The 15,544-nt window shown below is 65.0% G+C and carries 16 protein-coding genes; 9 read left to right on the top strand and 7 right to left on the bottom strand.

From position 1 onward, the window contains the following. The first annotated feature begins 14 nt into the window (after nucleotides 1-14). Entirely contained in the window at nucleotides 15-812 is a 798-nt protein-coding gene (locus JEY66_RS29545) for a helix-turn-helix transcriptional regulator (RefSeq protein WP_016848355.1), read from the top strand. A gap of 47 nt (nucleotides 813-859) precedes the next feature. On the opposite strand, the gene JEY66_RS29540 is transcribed toward JEY66_RS29545, so the two are convergent. After that, a complete protein-coding gene (locus JEY66_RS29540) occupies nucleotides 860-2,080 on the bottom strand; it encodes an MFS transporter (protein WP_334369337.1) in 1,221 nt (406 codons plus the stop codon). 267 nt (nucleotides 2,081-2,347) lie between these two features. Next, a complete protein-coding gene (locus tag JEY66_RS29535) occupies nucleotides 2,348-2,854 on the bottom strand; it encodes a DUF2147 domain-containing protein (protein WP_018270751.1) in 507 nt (168 codons plus the stop codon). Nucleotides 2,855-2,987: 133 nt separating this feature from the next. Between JEY66_RS29535 and JEY66_RS29530 the strand changes: the two genes are divergently transcribed. Both JEY66_RS29530 and JEY66_RS29525 read left to right on the top strand, forming a co-directional pair. Further along, a complete protein-coding gene (locus JEY66_RS29530) occupies nucleotides 2,988-3,545 on the top strand; it encodes a DUF2975 domain-containing protein (protein WP_018270752.1) in 558 nt (185 codons plus the stop codon). Nucleotides 3,546-3,556: 11 nt separating this feature from the next. Next, complete coding sequence (locus JEY66_RS29525) at nucleotides 3,557-3,799, top strand: helix-turn-helix domain-containing protein (protein WP_026192543.1); 243 nt, start codon at nucleotides 3,557-3,559, stop codon at nucleotides 3,797-3,799. 101 nt (nucleotides 3,800-3,900) lie between these two features. Here JEY66_RS29525 and frc read toward each other — a convergent pair whose 3' ends face one another. From frc to JEY66_RS29510, 3 genes are all read right to left on the bottom strand, one after another. Next, nucleotides 3,901-5,178: a formyl-CoA transferase gene (gene frc, locus JEY66_RS29520; RefSeq protein WP_018270753.1), complete on the bottom strand. Its 1,278-nt coding sequence runs from the start codon at nucleotides 5,176-5,178 to the stop codon at nucleotides 3,901-3,903. A 58-nt stretch (nucleotides 5,179-5,236) separates the two neighbouring features. Then, nucleotides 5,237-6,970 (bottom strand): oxalyl-CoA decarboxylase, encoded by a 1,734-nt coding sequence (gene oxc / locus JEY66_RS29515; RefSeq protein WP_026192544.1) that lies wholly within the window; start codon nucleotides 6,968-6,970, stop codon nucleotides 5,237-5,239. 90 nt (nucleotides 6,971-7,060) lie between these two features. Beyond that, nucleotides 7,061-7,756 (bottom strand): GntR family transcriptional regulator, encoded by a 696-nt coding sequence (locus JEY66_RS29510; RefSeq protein ID WP_016848347.1) that lies wholly within the window; start codon nucleotides 7,754-7,756, stop codon nucleotides 7,061-7,063. A 217-nt stretch (nucleotides 7,757-7,973) separates the two neighbouring features. Between JEY66_RS29510 and JEY66_RS29505 the strand changes: the two genes are divergently transcribed. From JEY66_RS29505 to JEY66_RS29480, 6 genes are all read left to right on the top strand, one after another. Continuing rightward, the gene (locus tag JEY66_RS29505) at nucleotides 7,974-10,103 is read left to right on the top strand and encodes an acetate--CoA ligase family protein (protein WP_018270755.1); all 2,130 of its coding nucleotides are present in this window, start codon (nucleotides 7,974-7,976) and stop codon (nucleotides 10,101-10,103) included. Nucleotides 10,104-10,377: 274 nt separating this feature from the next. Then, nucleotides 10,378-11,175 carry a sterol desaturase family protein gene (locus JEY66_RS29500; RefSeq protein ID WP_026192546.1) on the top strand — a complete coding sequence of 266 codons (798 nt, stop codon included), beginning with the start codon at nucleotides 10,378-10,380 and terminating at the stop codon, nucleotides 11,173-11,175. After that, the gene (locus JEY66_RS29495; protein WP_018270757.1) at nucleotides 11,162-11,539 is read left to right on the top strand and encodes a hypothetical protein; all 378 of its coding nucleotides are present in this window, start codon (nucleotides 11,162-11,164) and stop codon (nucleotides 11,537-11,539) included. Before JEY66_RS29500 ends, JEY66_RS29495 begins: the two co-directional genes overlap by 14 nt. A gap of 12 nt (nucleotides 11,540-11,551) precedes the next feature. Next, nucleotides 11,552-11,749, top strand: coding sequence for a hypothetical protein (locus tag JEY66_RS29490; protein ID WP_016842376.1), 198 nt, complete (start codon nucleotides 11,552-11,554; stop codon nucleotides 11,747-11,749). A 40-nt stretch (nucleotides 11,750-11,789) separates the two neighbouring features. Beyond that, entirely contained in the window at nucleotides 11,790-12,098 is a 309-nt protein-coding gene (locus JEY66_RS29485; RefSeq protein WP_026192547.1) for a DUF6166 domain-containing protein, read from the top strand. Between the two features lie 35 nt (nucleotides 12,099-12,133). Then, nucleotides 12,134-13,243, top strand: a complete 1,110-nt coding sequence (locus tag JEY66_RS29480) for a Zn-dependent alcohol dehydrogenase (RefSeq protein WP_018270758.1) — start codon at nucleotides 12,134-12,136, stop codon at nucleotides 13,241-13,243. Between the two features lie 6 nt (nucleotides 13,244-13,249). Here the strand turns inward: JEY66_RS29480 and JEY66_RS29475 are convergent, their stop codons facing one another. Both JEY66_RS29475 and JEY66_RS29470 read right to left on the bottom strand, forming a co-directional pair. Next, a complete protein-coding gene (locus JEY66_RS29475; RefSeq protein ID WP_018270759.1) occupies nucleotides 13,250-14,008 on the bottom strand; it encodes a GntR family transcriptional regulator in 759 nt (252 codons plus the stop codon). 105 nt (nucleotides 14,009-14,113) lie between these two features. Beyond that, nucleotides 14,114-15,523, bottom strand: coding sequence for an MFS transporter (locus JEY66_RS29470; RefSeq protein ID WP_018270760.1), 1,410 nt, complete (start codon nucleotides 15,521-15,523; stop codon nucleotides 14,114-14,116). Nucleotides 15,524-15,544: the final 21 nt, after the last annotated feature.

The raw sequence follows: 15,544 nt of genomic DNA, 5'->3' as shown, positions 1-15,544 counted from the left end.
TCGATCAGAATCCCATGCAACGGGACAGCAAACTCAACGACGAGATCATTCGTCTCTACGAATCTGAGTCCAACCTGCACACGCTGCCTGGTGTCCTGTTCGGCGGCGTCGGCCGCCTGGTCGATGCGGAGGTGGTGAGCTTCACCGAGTTCCATCGTCCGACCTGGGATTTCCGGTCGTTGATTTCGGTCGGCGACGATCCGGAGGTTCGTGCCCGCGGCATGCAGGCGTTTGCGAAGCACATGCACTCGCATCCGTTCTGGCAGCACGATCCGGCGTTCTACGGCGAACGCGCGCTGCGCGAGTCGGATTTCTTCAGCGATGAGGAATTCGTCGAGCTGCCGATTGCCAAGGAGGTGTTCCTGCCGTCGGGGGCGCGGCGGATCATGGGGATCGCGTTCGAGCACGCCGGTTACGTGGTCACGGTTGTCGGGCATCGCGTGGTGGGACGGCCGGCGTTCAGCGACGAGGAGCGCGACCGGATGCAGGGTTTTCGTCCGCACATCCTACGCGGCTACCGCCAGGCGCAGGAGCGAACGCTGGCGGCGCTGACGCCGAGCGATCGCCTGCGGCTGGCATTTCCCGCGCTGACGCCGCGCCAGATCGAGGTGGCGTCGTGGATCGCGCAAGGCAAGTCGAACGAGGAGATCGCGGGTATCCTCGGTGTCGGGCTCGATGCCGTGAAGGCGCATGTCAAGGCGATCAACAGCAAGATCGATTCCGACAGCCGGCGCGCCGCGATCGTCATTGCCCACACCACGCCGCCCTTCGCCGACCTGCCGCCGCTGTGGAAGCTCGGCCTGGAGGGGTGAGGCGCGCGCGGCGAGGCGGCTTGTTGCGTAAATCCTCTGACATCTCCTCAAGGGTCTCGATCGTTCGCACCCTTGCCGCTCGTATCGATGGCAAGCAGCCCGGCGAGCGACAGCAGGGTAAAGGCAAGACCGCTCAGGAAGGTGGCGGCGGGCCCAAATGCGTCCCACAGCGCGCCTGCGATAACACTTGAGCCAAGCATCGCGACGCCGGTCGACAGGTTGAAATACCCGTAGGCGGTGCCACGCAGCGAAGCGGGCGAGGCATCGGCGATCAGCGTTGCGAACAGGCCTTGCGTCAGTCCCATGTGCAAGCCCCAAAGGATGACGCCGAGCGCCAGCCCGCCGAGATTCGCAAGGGTCGCCAGCGCGAGATCGGCGGCAGCAAGGCAGACGAGCCCGAGTGCGAGCAGGCCAGTGCGGTTGATCCGGTCGGACAGCACGCCGGCCGGATAGGCCGATAGCGCATAGACGATGTTCATCAGCACCAGCACCGCGGGGATCCACATCGCGCCAAGTCCGACATTTTGTGCGCGCAGGATCAGAAACGCTTCGCTGAAGCGGGCGAGCGTGAAGACGACGCCGATCCCGACCACGCGCCAGTAGGATTCCCCGAGTTGCTTCGCAGCGGCGAGGCTCAGGGGATTTTTTGTCCCGCCATCGTCGGCATGACGTCTCGGCTCTTCGACGGCAACGACGATCACGGCAAGCGAGAGAAACGCCGGAACCACGGCGAGCCAGAACACCGCGTGGAAATTATCGGCGCTGACCCACATCAGGGCGATGGCGAGCAGGGGACCTACGAAGGCACCGACGGTGTCGAGCGATTGCCGAAGCCCAAAGCTCGCGCCGCGCAATTCGGCGGGCGCGATATCGGCGACGAGCGCATCGCGTGGCGCGCCACGTATGCCTTTGCCGACCCGGTCAATGAAGCGGGCGGCGATCAGCCAGTCGACGGTCGGCGCCAGCGGAAACACCGGCTTGGTGAAGGCGGCAATTCCGTAGCCGATCGCGGCCAGCAGCTTGCGCTTGCCAAGCCAGTCGGACAGTGCGCCTGAGAATATCTTTGTGATCGAGGCGGTGGCTTCCGCGATGCCTTCGATGAAGCCGACCGTCACCATCGAGGTGCCGAGCACGGTGACGAGATAGACCGGCAGTAGCGCGTGGATCATCTCCGAGGAGATGTCCATTAGCATCGACACGAAACCCAGCGCCCAGACGCCCGTCGGAATCCGGGCCGGCGGGGAAGGTGAGTTGGGTTCGGCCGCCACCTGCAGCTCCTCGCTGGGCAAAGGAAAACCCGCCAGCGGCGGGCTCGCTGTAGTTCGGCGACGGCATGGGCTACCGGCTCACATCGGCGGGAGCCATCAGCTCTCGGCCCGATGAGCGTCGGTGGACTCCAGCGCCATCTTGTTTGCACATGTTAGCATCCCGGCAACGCGGGACGGAAGCGCAGCGACGTGGTCCGTAAGAAAGGCCGCCGAGAGCACCGGCGGCCGTGAGTTAGAGGGTTTGCTTTTCTTCGGGGCCAGTACCTTTCACCGCGTCCAGTCTTCGCCGGCGCACAGCGTTCCCATGCAGCCGCGAACGTTCAGCGTGCCCGGCGACACCAGCGTCACCGAGCTCTCATAGGTCTTGCCGTCGTCGGCGTTGTAGATCCGGCCGGCCCATTTGTTCGGGCCGGCGGGCTGCATGTTGATGAACAGCGACATGCCCATGACCGGCCGGGCGCGCTGGCCGGGATCGGCGTTCTTGTCGTCGAGCTGCGGCTTGCCGGTGGCCTTGTCCGTCGGCTCCTTCAGCCAGACGACGCGGCCGCACAGCGCGCTGCCGCAGCGGTGGACCTTGATCCTGGCGTCGCCGGACTGGGTCAGCCAGACGCCGGCCGGATCGCTGGCCTTGTCGCTCGCCTTGGCGGCTTCGGCGGGGCTTCCGAGCAGGGGGATGTGGAACGCGGCCACGATCAGGCGGCGCGTGAGGTGAGCGTGGATCAACTGCTTCAGGGCCTTGCGCAGGCCGTTTTGGTCTGGGATTACCGTCATCATCCACCTTCTTCATGAAAAATTTCATGATAAACATGAAATAAATCACGTTTAAGGTTGAGTCAATGACATTGCCTGGGCATGATGCAATCCGGCCGTAGTGGCTTTTTTTGCAAAGAGTTTTCGGATGGGTGCAATGGGGAAATCGGTTCGTGAGCAGCGCCAGCTCTGGTTTCGCAGGCTCGATCGGGCGTTCTGGTTGATCTGGGCGGCGCTGCCGGTGGTGCTGTGGCTGGCCTATGACCGCACCACCACGGCGTCGGCGACGATCGCCGAGAGCCTGATCGGCGAGCAGGCGAAGTGCGCGGCCATCGTCGCCAATCCGCTCACCATGTCGGCCAAGGGCCAGGTGCTGTTCTGGTCGCTGTTCGCGCTTGGGGTATCGTTTTACGCCGTGCTGATCGGCATCCTACATCGCATGGTGAATCGATTCGCCAACGGGCGGATCTTCGTGTCCGAAACGCTGCAGGGTGTCTGGTGGATGGGGATCTTCCTGGTGGTCTGGCCGTTTGTGGGTACGATCACGACCATCGCGGTGACCTATGCGCTGTATCAGGCCGGCGACATCAAGTTCTTCCTGCCGAGCTACGGCGTCGACGTCGGCACCGTCGCGGGCGGCGTGTTCCTGATGGCGCTGAAATTCGTGATCGAGCAGGCCATCCTGTTGCAGTCCGAAAACGATCTGACGATCTGAGGGTGATGCTTGTGCCCATCGTGGTGAACCTCGATGTCATGCTCGCAAAGCGCAAGCGCCGCCTCGGAGACCTCGCGGACGCGATCGGCATTTCGATCCAGAACCTGTCGATCCTGAAAACCGGCAAGGCGAAAGCGATGCGCTTCTCGACGCTGTCGGCAATCTGCCGCGAGCTGGACTGCCGGCCGGGCGATATCCTGGAATATGTGCCGGGTGATGAGGGGGGCGACGGCGAGAGCGGCGAGGGTGGTTGATCCGGCGTGCGGACAACAGCGGCGCGGGACCGCAAGTTCCTCCCAAAACAAAATGGCCGCGGTTTCCCGCGGCCATTCGTGTCTTGCTTGAGTGCGAGCCTTTACTCCGCCGCCTGCTTGCGCGGCGGGTCGAGGGCGCCGGAGTCGTGGATCTCGGCAACCTGGTGATCAGAGAAGCCGAGCACCTCGCGCAGGATCTCGTCGGTGTGCTCGCCGAGCAGCGGCGAGCGCTGAACGTCGCTCGGCGAATCCGACAGCTTGATCGGGTTGCCGACCGAGACGTACTTGCCGCGGGTCGGGTGATCGACCTCGACCACGGTGCCGGTCGCGCGCAGCGACTGGTCTTCGGCGATCTCCTTCATCGACAGGATCGGACCGCAGGGGATGTCGTCCTTGTTGAGGATCTCCATCGCCTCGAACTTGGTCTTGGTCATCGTCCACTGCTCGATGCGGCCGAAGATCTCGTTGAGGCGCGGCAGGCGGGCCGGCGGCTTGGCGTAGTTCGGATCGGTCTTCCAGGTCGGCTCGCCGATCACGTCGCAGATCTTCTCCCAGACCGGGGCCTGGGTGATGAAGTAGATGTAGGCGTTCGGGTCGGTCTCCCAGCCCTTGCACTTCAGGATGCGGCCGGGCTGGCCGCCGCCGGAATCGTTGCCGGCGCGCGGCACGGCATCGCCGAACGGAATGCCTTCGCCGAACTGGCTGTATTCCTTCAGCGGACCGTGGGCGAGGCGCTGCTGGTCGCGCAGCTTGACGCGGGCGAGGTTGAGCACGCCGTCCTGCATCGCGGCGGTGACGCGCTGGCCCTTGCCGGAGTGGGTGCGCTGGTACAGCGCGGTGACGATGCCGAGCGCGAGATGCAGGCCGGTGCCGCTGTCGCCGATCTGCGCGCCGGTGACCAGCGGCAGGCCGTCGCGGAAGCCGGTGGTCGAGGCGGCGCCGCCGGTGCACTGCGCGACGTTCTCGTAGACCTTGCAGTCTTCATACGGGCCCGGGCCGAAGCCCTTGATCGAGGCGACGATCATCTTCGGGTTGATGGCCTGGATCTTCTCCCAGGGGAAGCCCATGCGATCGAGCACGCCGGGGCCGAAATTCTCGACCAGCACGTCGCACTGCTTGATCAGCGCGGTCAACACTTCCTTGCCCTTCGGGTTCTTGGTGTCGAGCGTGATCGAGCGCTTGTTGTGGTTCAGCATGGTGAAATACAGGCTGTCCACGTTCGGGATGTCCTGCAGCTGGCCGCGCGTGATGTCGCCGACGCCGGGACGCTCGACCTTGATCACGTCGGCGCCGAACCAGGCCAGCAATTGCGTGCAGGTCGGACCCGACTGGACGTGGGTGAAATCGAGAATGCGAACGCCCTTCAGCGCCTTGGTCATAATGCTTGCTCCGTACTCTGTCTGCCCCTGCACCCGCAGGGAGTGATGGGGTTAGGGGTTACTTCTTCTTCTGCAGAACGCTCTGCGGATTGAGGTTGCCGATGCGGCCGCTCTCCGAGCCCGCTGCCGGATCGATCACCGCGTTGATCAGCGTCGGCTTGCCGGAATCCAGCGCCGCATTGACCGCGCGCTTCAACTCGTCCGGCGAGGTGGCGTTGACGCCGACGCCGCCGAAGGCTTCCATCATCTTGTCGTAGCGCGAGCCCTTGACGAACACGGTGGTCGCCGGATCGTCGCCGGCGCCGTTCACGTCGGTGCCGCGATAGATGCCGTCATTGTTGAAGATCACGACGCAGATCGGCAGCTTGTAGCGGCAGATGGTCTCGACCTCCATGCCCGAGAACCCGAACGCGCTGTCGCCTTCGACCGCGAGCACGGGCAGGCCGGTCTCGACCGCGGCGGCGATCGAATAGCCCATGCCGATGCCCATCACGCCCCAGGTGCCGACGTCGAGCCGCTTGCGCGGCTTGTGCATGTCGACGACGCCGCGGGCGAGGTCGAGCGTGTTGGCGCCCTCGTTGACGAAGATGGTGTCCGGACGTTCCGCGATGATCGCGCGCAGCGCGCCGAGCGCGCCGTGGTAATCCATCGGCGAAGCGTTGCTCATCAGCTTCGGCGCCATCTTGGCGACGTTGTCGTCGCGCTTCTTGCTGACGGTCGAGAGCCAGTCGGACGGCGCCGCGGTCCAGTTCGCGCCCATGGCGTCGAGGAACGCCGACACGCAGGAGCCGATATCGCCGACCACGGGGGCGACGATCTCGACGTTGGAATCCATTTCCTTCGGCTCGATGTCGACCTGGATGAACTTCTTCGGGGCTTCACCCCAGGTCTTGCCCTTGCCATGCGAGAGCAGCCAGTTGAGCCGGGCGCCGATCAGCATCACGACGTCGGCTTCCTTCAGCACGGTCGAGCGTGCCGCACCCGCGCATTGCGGATGCAGGTCGGGCAGCAGGCCCTTGGCCATGCTCATCGGCAGGAACGGCACGCCGCTCTTCTCGACGAATTTCTTGATCGCCTCGTCCGCCTGCGCATAGGCCGCGCCCTTGCCGAGGATGATGAGCGGACGTCTTGCGCTCTTCAGGACGTCCAGCGCGCGCTTGACCGAAGACGGGGAGGGGATCTGCTCGGGCGCGGCGTCGATCACCTTGACCAGCGACTTCTGACCGGCGTCGGCGTTCATCACCTGCGAGAACAGTTTTGCGGGCAGGTCGAGATAGACGCCGCCCGGACGGCCCGACACTGCGGCGCGGATCGCGCGCGCGAGGCCGATGCCGATGTCCTGGGCGTGCAGCACGCGGAACGCCGCCTTGCACAGCGGCTTGGCGATCGCGAGCTGATCCATCTCTTCATAGTCGCCCTGCTGCAGGTCGACGATTTCGCGCTCGGACGAGCCCGAGACCAGGATCATCGGGAAGCAGTTGGTGGTGGCGTGGGCGAGCGCGGTGAGGCCGTTGAGGAAGCCGGGCGCCGACACCGTGAGGCAGACGCCGGGCCGCTTGGTCAGGAAGCCGGCGATCGAAGCCGCATAGCCGGCATTCTGCTCGTGGCGGAACGAGAGCACGCGAATGCCCGCCGCCTGGGCCATGCGGCCCAGGTCCGTGATCGGGATACCCGGCACGCCATAGATGGTGTCGATGCCGTTGAGCTTGAGCGCATCGATGACGAGATGGAAGCCATCGGTCAGTTCTTGCTCGGTGCCCGGTGCCTCGGACTTCGTAGCGGTATTCAGCATCGGCATCGTCTCCCTGATCGTTCTTTGTTCGGACGATCTGATTGTCGTCTGAAGCGGGTGTGGACTTTTCAAACTTAAGTGAACGGTTCTCTACGTGAATAATTCCTGGCCGTGCGCCTCGACATAGGCGGCAAGCCCAAGCGTGTGGTCGCGCGCGCGTTTCTCGGCAAGCTCGGTGTCGCGCGCTTCCAGCGCCTCGATGATCCCGAGATGCTCGGGCAGCGAGGTCGCGGTGCGGTCCTTGCGGCCGATCGTGAGCTGGCGATAGCCGCGCACATGCAGCAGCAGGTCATTGGTGAGGTCGACCAGAACCGGCGATTCCGACAGCGAGATCAGCGCCTGGTGGAAGGCGATGTTGGCCTTGGAATATTCCTCGACGTGATCCTGCGGCAGGCGATCGGCGCTGAAGTCCTTGAAGAAGTCGCGCAGCGCCGAGATGTCCTTCTTGCGCGCGGTGGTCGTGATCAGGCGCGCCGCCATGCTCTCCAGGGCCGCCCAGGCGCGGATCATGTCGACGATCTCCGCCTTGGTGCGGCGGACCACGACGATGCCGCGGCGCGGCACGGTCTTCACGAATCCGTCCTGCTCGAGCATCGCGATCGCTTCGCGGATCGGCGTGCGGCTGACACCGAGGCGCTCGGACAGTGCGCGCTCGTCGAGCATCACCGGCTCCGGCGTCGCGTAGATGTCCATCTTCAGGATCGCTTCCTTCAAGGCTTCATAGGCCTTGTTCTTGAAGCTCGTCTCCGGCGCGATCCGGACGATGGCGATATCTGTGTCAGCCATGGTGGGCGACGCCTTGGTCTGTTTCGGTTCTGGCACGACTCGTCTCCTCCTCTTGGAGACGTCTTCTTAGCAGAAGAAATTACCTTAGATTTTTGGCATGCCAAATACCAGAATGTCAAGCTGCCTATATTTTTCGATCTTTTTGGACCTCGACCGACCTTGACAATTGCGTTTTTGGCATACCAAATGCCACGAAATCTGTCCCAGGAGGAAGCCAATGTCAAATTCGAAGGATGCGGTCCGCAAAATTCTCGATGCGGTCAAGGCCGACAAGCGCACGAGCCTCACCGCGCCTGAAGGCAAGGTGGTGTGCGATGCCTACGGCATTCCGGTGCCGAAAGAGGGCGTCGCCAAGTCGGCGGCCGAGGCCGCCCGCATCGCCTCCGACATGGGCTTCCCGGTCGTGATGAAGATCGTCTCGCCCGACATCCTCCACAAGACCGAGGCCGGCGGCGTGGTGGTCGGCGTCAAGAGCGCCGCCGAGGCCGAGAAGAGCTACGAGACCATTCTGGCCAACGCCAGGAAGTACAAGGCCGACGCCAAGATCGAGGGCATCCAGGTCCAGCAGATGCTGGGCGGCGGTACCGAGGTGATCGTTGGCTCGATCACCGACGGCTCGTTCGGCAAGCTGGTCGCCTTCGGTCTCGGCGGTGTGCTGGTCGAGATCCTCAAGGACATCACCTTCCGCCTCGCGCCGGCGACCAAGGAAGATGCATTGTCGATGCTCGACGGCATCCAGGCCCATGAGATGCTGAAGGGCGTGCGCGGCGGCGATCCGGTCAACCGCGAGGCGCTCGCCGACGTCATCGTCAAGGTGTCGCAGCTGGTCAGCGATTTCCCCGAGATCGTCGAGCTCGACCTCAACCCGGTGTTCGCCACCAGCAAGAACGCGATCGCCGCCGACGTCCGCATTGTTGTCGACTTCAACTACAAGCCGCGTCCGGCACCGCGTCCGACCGAAGAGATCGTCGCTGCGATGAACCGCATCATGCAGCCGAAGGGCGTTGCGGTGATCGGCGCCTCCGCCGAGGACGGCAAGATCGGCAACTCCGTGATGAAGAACCTCATCAACGGCGGCTACAAGGGCGAGATCTATCCGATCCATCCGAAGGCCGCCGAAATCCTCGGCTACAAGGCCTACAAGAGCGTCAAGGACGTGCCCGGCGTGATCGACACGGCGGTGTTTGCGATCCCGGCGAAGTTCGTCGCCGGCGCGCTCGCCGAATGCGGCGAGAAGAAAATCCCCGGTGCGGTGCTGATTCCCTCGGGCTTTGCCGAGGCCGGCGCGCCCGAGCTGCAGGCCGAGATCGTCGAGGTCGGCAAGAAGTACAATATCCGCCTGATGGGGCCGAACATCTACGGCTTCTATTATACCCCGGCCAATCTCTGCGCCACGTTCTGCACCGCCTATGACGTCAAGGGCCATGCCGCGCTGTCGTCGCAGTCGGGCGGCATCGGCATGGCGATCATCGGCTTCTCGCGCTCGGCCAAGATGGGCGTGTCGGCGATCGTCGGCCTCGGCAACAAGTCCGACATCGACGAGGACGATCTGCTCGCCTTCTTTGAGCAGGATCCCAACACCAACCTGATCGCGCAGCACTGCGAGGACCTCAAGGACGGCCGCGCCTTCGCGGAGGCCGCCAAGCGGGTCTCCAAGAAGAAGCCGGTGGTCGTGCTCAAGGCCGGCCGCACCTCGGCCGGTGCGAAGGCGGCGTCGTCGCACACCGGCGCGCTCGCCGGCAACGACAAGATCTACGAGGACGTGTTCAAGCAGTCGGGCGTGATCCGCGCGCGTTCGCTTCGGCAACTGCTGGAATTCGCCCGCGGCGTGCCGGTGCTGCCGACGCCGAAGGGCGAGAACGTGCTGATCATCACCGGCGCCGGCGGCTCCGGCGTGCTGCTCTCCGACTCCGTGGTCGACAACGGCCTGTCGCTGATGCAGATGCCGCCGGATCTCGATGCGGCGTTCCGCAAGTTCATCCCGCCGTTCGGCGCGGCCGGAAATCCTGTGGATATCACCGGCGGCGAGCCGCCGATCACCTATGTCAACACCGTGAAGCTCGGCCTGTCGGACGAGCGCATCCACGCTCTGATCCTCGGCTACTGGCACACCATCGTGACGCCGCCGATGGTGTTCGCGCGCAACATGGTCGAGGTGAAGAAGGAGATGGAGGCCAAGGGCTTCGTCAAGCCGATCGTCGCCTCGCTCGCCGGCGACGTCGAGGTCGAGGAAGCCGCCGAATATCTCTACCAGAACGGCATCCCGGCCTACGCCTATTCGACCGAACTCCCGGTAGAGGTGCTCGGCGCCAAGTACAAGTGGGCCCGCGGCGCCGGCCTGCTCTGATCTTCTGATCTGTCGAATACCACAGGCCGCCTCGGACACCGTCCGGGGCGGCCTTTTCGTTGGGCTGCCCCCATCTGCAACGTGCCGCCGAGATGGGCGGGAAGGGCGCGATCAGCCCGATCGCGCAAAACCAAGCCAGGCTTTCCTGATCCTCCTGCGCGGGTTCCGTGCACCATCTTCTTTTCCGGAAACACCCGCGACCGTCAAAGGCGGCTTGCCTTCCGCATCTGATGTGCTACTGATATGTTAGTTGACGTGCGATGGAGGACCCACGATGGAGTTGGCTGCAAGAGGGATGACCGACCGCCAGCGCAAATATCGCGCGACCTACCGCGAGCGCGTGGTGGGCTGGTACAATGGCTGGCTGCATGTCGTGCTGATCTACACGATCGGCTTCACGGCGCTGTACGTCTATCTGGCCAATGTGCACGACGTGCGGTGGTGGGAATACCTCACCATTCCCGTGGTCTTCCTGATCGCAAACTTCTTCGAATGGGCGGTGCACCGCTTCGTCATGCACCGGCCCTCGAATGTGCCCTTGCTGCGCGCGGTCTACAGCCGCCACACGCTGATGCACCATCAATTCTTCACCGAGGAGGAGATGCGCTTCGCCGATCATCACGACTGGCGCGTCACCTTCTTTCCGCCCTATGCGCTGGTGGTGTTTACCCTGATGTCGATCCCGCCGGCGATCGTCGCGGGCCTTGGGATCTCGGCCAACACCGGCTGGCTGCTGATCGCCACGACGACCTCGATGTACCTGATCTACGAATTCATGCACTTCTGCTGCCACGTCGAGGAAAACGCCTTCGTGCGCAACATGCCCTTCGTCAACACCATCCGCCGGCATCATACCGCCCATCACAACCAGTCGATCATGATGGAGCGGAACATGAACCTGACCTTCCCGGTGATGGACTATGTGTTCGGCACCTCCGATCTCAATCGCGGCCTGCTTGGCCATATCTTCAACGGCTACAGCACGCGCTACGTGAAGACCGACATGCGCCGGACGGCGCGGACGCCGCGGGTCGTGGCGAAGCAGCAATCGATGCCGCATGCCGCAGCTTGAACCCAATCTCGCCGGCCTCGCCTGGTTCGGCCTGCTGTGGGGCGTGTGCTGCATCGGCTTCCTGCAGCTGGCCGGCATGTACCCGCTGCGCGGGCGCGCCGTTCTGCCGGTGACGATGACGACCATCGTGTGGGTGATGCTGCTCGCCGGCACGCTGGCATTCGCGCTGGCCGAATTGCGCTGGACCACCGTCGTTGTCGTCGGCGGCGTGCTGTTCCTGTTTTTGCCCGGGCTGTTTCAGGCGCTGCCGGAATGGTGGCGCGACGGACGCGCGGGATTGCGGCTGTCCTGTTGCGCCATGATCGCCGCGCTCGCTCTGCTGGTCCGCGTGGCGGCGCCGTCCTTTCCCACGTGGTTGATCTGAAGGGAGGTCTCGATGCCAAGCCACATCAAGCTCATGCTGTCGCTGGCGTGCCTCGCCACGGCGGCCTGCGGGTATATTTTCATGGTCTATCTGGGACAGCAGGGACCGAGCTATGCGGTCGCCTTCCTCGGCGTGTTCGCGACCGTCGCGATGTGGATCTTCCCCGAGGTCGTCAAGAAGGACCTCAAGATGCGCCCGCCGGGATCCTGACCGAGCTCCTGACATGATGCTGCAGCACAGGGAGGATCCGATGGCGAGCTATACCGGGGACCGCACCATCGACGGCATTTCGGTGCTGGTCGACGGCAAGCCGCTGTCGCCGCATTACGACCAGCTTCGTCTCACCGAACACGGTTTTGAATGGAGCTACGAGGGGCCCGAGCCGGCGCAACTGGCCTTCGCGCTGCTCTATGATCATCTGCACGATGCCGCTGCCGCGAAAGCGTTGCACGAGAGCTTCATGCGGCGCGTCGTCGCCAATTTCGACAATGAATGGGAGCTCTCCTCGGCCGATCTCGACGAGGCGGTTGCGGTGCTGCGGTCCGGACAGACGGCCTGAGCCCGTGCTGATGTCCCTGGCAGAGAATTCTTGAGATGACCCTGACCTGTCGCGCGGCGGTGCTGCATCAAAGCGGAACGCCGCTCTCCGTCGAGCGCGTATCGCTTGCGCAGCCGATGCCGACCGACGTCGTGGTGAAGGTGCGCGCCGCGGGGCTCTGCCACACCGATCTGGAGGTCATCGACGGATCGTTGCGCTATCCCTTGCCGATGATCCTCGGGCACGAGGCCGCCGGCGTGGTCGAGGAAATCGGCAGTGCGGTGCGCGACATCAGCGTCGGCGATCGCGTCGTCCTGTCCTGGAATCCGCATTGCGGGCACTGCTTCCACTGCGACCGTGCGCAGCCGATCCTGTGCGAGACCTATCTCGCGCGGGGCGCGGAAGGCGTGCATTTCGACGGCGCGTCGAAGGCGCAGCTCGTGGACGGCCGCAACCTGGCGCACCTGATGTTCCTCGGCGCGTTCTCGGAATATGTCGTGCTGCCGGCGCAGCAGGCGATCGTCGTGCCGAACGACATTCCGTTCGACCGTGCGTGCCTGATCGGCTGCGGCGTCATGACCGGCGTCGGCGCCGCGTTGAACGTCGCCGCCATCGGCCACGGCGATACCGTGATGGTCACCGGCTGCGGCGCGGTCGGGCTGGCAGCGGTGCAGGGCGCCCGGCTTGCCGGCGCCGGTGCTGTCATCGCGGTCGACCTCGATGATGCAAAGCTTGCGCTGGCGCGGCAGCTCGGCGCCACGCACGTCGTCAACGCGGCCCGCGAGGACCCGGTCCAGTTCGCAAAGCAGGCGACGCGCGGCCGGGGCGCCGACGTCATCCTCGAAGCGGCGGGCCATCCCAACGCGTTTCGGCAGACCGCGGAGGCGGTGCGGCCGGGCGGTGAGGTGATCTGGCTCGGCAAGATCGACGTTACGCAGGACGTGAGTTTTCGCTGGGGCGCGTTGATGGGCGAGAAGCGATTTCGCCGCTCGAGCTATGGCGGCGCGCGGCCACGGCGCGACTTTCCCCTGCTGGCGCAGGCCTATCTCGACGGCCGGCTCAAGCTCGACGAACTGATCACCGGACGCTGCAGCCTCGACGGCATCAATGACGGTTTCGAGGCGCTGCGGCGCGGGCGGTCGATCCGCACGGTCGTTGAGTTCTGATCGCTCTCACAGCGTCGAACGCGCAAAACTCTCGATGTAGTCGATCAGGCTGTCGGACGCCGCGCCCGCGGCGTCGCCGCGGCGCTCGGCGATGGCTTCGGCGACGTCGGCATGCAGCCGCGCCGCGAGCGGCAGATCGGCCGCTTCCTTGTAATGCTGGTACCAGAACCGGCGCGACAGGCCGTGCATCAGGCCCATCGCGCGCGAGGCGAACTCATTGCGCGACGCCGCGGAGATCAGGGTGTTGAGCTGATGATCCAGCCGCATGAACAGCAGATCGTCGGACTTTTCCGCAGCGCGCCGCATGCCGGCGGCGATCTCGGAGAACTGCGTGCGCTGCTCGCTGGTGGCGCGCTCGGCGGCGCCGCGCGCCATCAGCCGTTCCAGCTCGCGCCGGACTTCGAGCAGGCGCAGCTGGGCCCTGAGGTCGATCTCGGACACCAGCACGCCGCGCCGGGCCAGGATGTTGACGAGGCCGTCGCGCGACAGGCGCTGCAAGGCCTCGCGGATCGGGGTTCGGCCGATGTCGAGCCGCTTGGCGAGCACGAGCTCGGAGAGCGCGGTGCCCGGTGGCAGTTGCAGCGTCACGATCAGCTCTTCCAGCTGGGCATAGGCGCGATCGGTGAGTGTGACGTCGCTTTGCGGGAGAGGAGCCGGCGCGGAACCGCGCGGCTTGTCGCCGGCGGCGGACGATTGCCGTGCCGGCCGGCGGCTTCCCTTTGCGCGCGCGCGCACCGTGCTGGATCGCTTGTTCAAATTTACCATCTGGATCGCGAGTGCTGCTCTACAGCAGATATCTCACACGCCCGATGGCAATGACAAGGCCGGTCGATCGGCCTAAGCCGAATCGGACGGCGCGCAGCGCGCCCATCAGTGCGAAATGCTTTCCAGCGTCCGGCCGCGGGTTTCTTCGCCGAGCAGCAGCACCGCAAGCGCCGCCACCACGAATGCGCCGGCGCCGAGCGCAAACACGCCGCCTTGTCCGGCCGCCGGCAGGATCACGCCGATCACGTAGGGGCCGATCAGCGAACCGATTCGGCCGACCGCGGAGGCAAAGCCCGTTCCGGTCGCGCGGACATGGGTCGGGTACAGTTCGGGCGTATAGGCGTAGAGCGCCGACCACATGCCGAACAGGAAGAACTGCATGCAGAGGCCCGCAATGATGAGCTGGGTCTGGTCCGCCGCCGAGCCGTAGAAATGGCAGGCGATCGCGCCGCAGAGCAGGTTCATCACCAGCGTCGCCTTGCGGCCCCAGGATTCGACGAGCCACGCCGAGACCAGGAAGCCGGGGATCCCCGCGAGCGAGATCAGGATGGTGTAGAACACCGATTTGGTGATCGGGAAGCCCTTGGCCTGCAGCAGCGCGCCGAGCCACGTGGTCAGGCCGTAGAAGCCGAGCAGCGCGAAGAACCACAGGGTCCACAACATCGTGGTTCGCTTGGCGTAGATGCCCGAAAACAGCGTTCTCAGGCCGGTCACTTCGGACGCGGGGGCGGCGGCCTGGCGCACCACCGGCGGCAGGTCCTTGCCGCCGAGACGGTCGCGGACCCTGCTTTCGATTTTGCGCACGGTCGCTTCGGCCCGCTCCGAATAGCCGTGCGAGGCGAGCCAGCGCGGCGATTCCGGAACGAAACGGCGCACGACAAGCACGAAGACGGCCGGGATCGCCTGCAAGATGAAGACCCAGCGCCAGTCGGCGACCTGCAGCACGAAGTAGGTCAGCAGGCCCGACGCGATGAAGCCGAGCGGCCAGAATCCTTCGAGGAACGCGATGTAGCGGCCGCGGTTGCGCGCCGGCATGATCTCCGAGACCATCGACTGCGCGACCGGGAACTCCATGCCCATTCCGAAGCCGAGCAGCAGGCGGGATGCGCCGAGCGCGGTCGCCGTGGTGGACAGACCGCAGCACAGGCTGCCCAATCCCCAGAAGATCATGCTGACCTGGAAGACGCGGGCGCGGCCGAAACGGTCGGCAAGCAGGCCGGCGGAGGCGGCGCCCGCGAACATGCCGAGGAAGCTCATGCTGGACAGCAGCCCGGCTTCCGCCGTCGACAGGCCGAAGGTCTGGCGGATCGAACCGAGCACGAAGGTGAGCGCGGCCAGGTCCATGCTGTCGAAGAACCACGCGGTCGCGATGATTCCGAAGATCCAGCGCTGGTAGGAGGTCAGCGGCAGGCGTTCGAGCCGTGCCGCGATGTCGGCGACCTGCTGCGCCTGCGCGGATCGCGCAACGGCCGGAGCCCGGCTTTCGGCTGCTGCGGCGACGTCGGAAATGGTCATTGCTGCCTCCCCAGGTGGGCA

It is taken from the genome of Bradyrhizobium elkanii USDA 76 (assembly GCF_023278185.1).
Lineage (GTDB): Bacteria > Pseudomonadota > Alphaproteobacteria > Rhizobiales > Xanthobacteraceae > Bradyrhizobium > Bradyrhizobium elkanii.
Note: the sequence above shows the minus strand (reverse complement) of the source record. Positions and strands in the feature narration are given on the sequence as shown.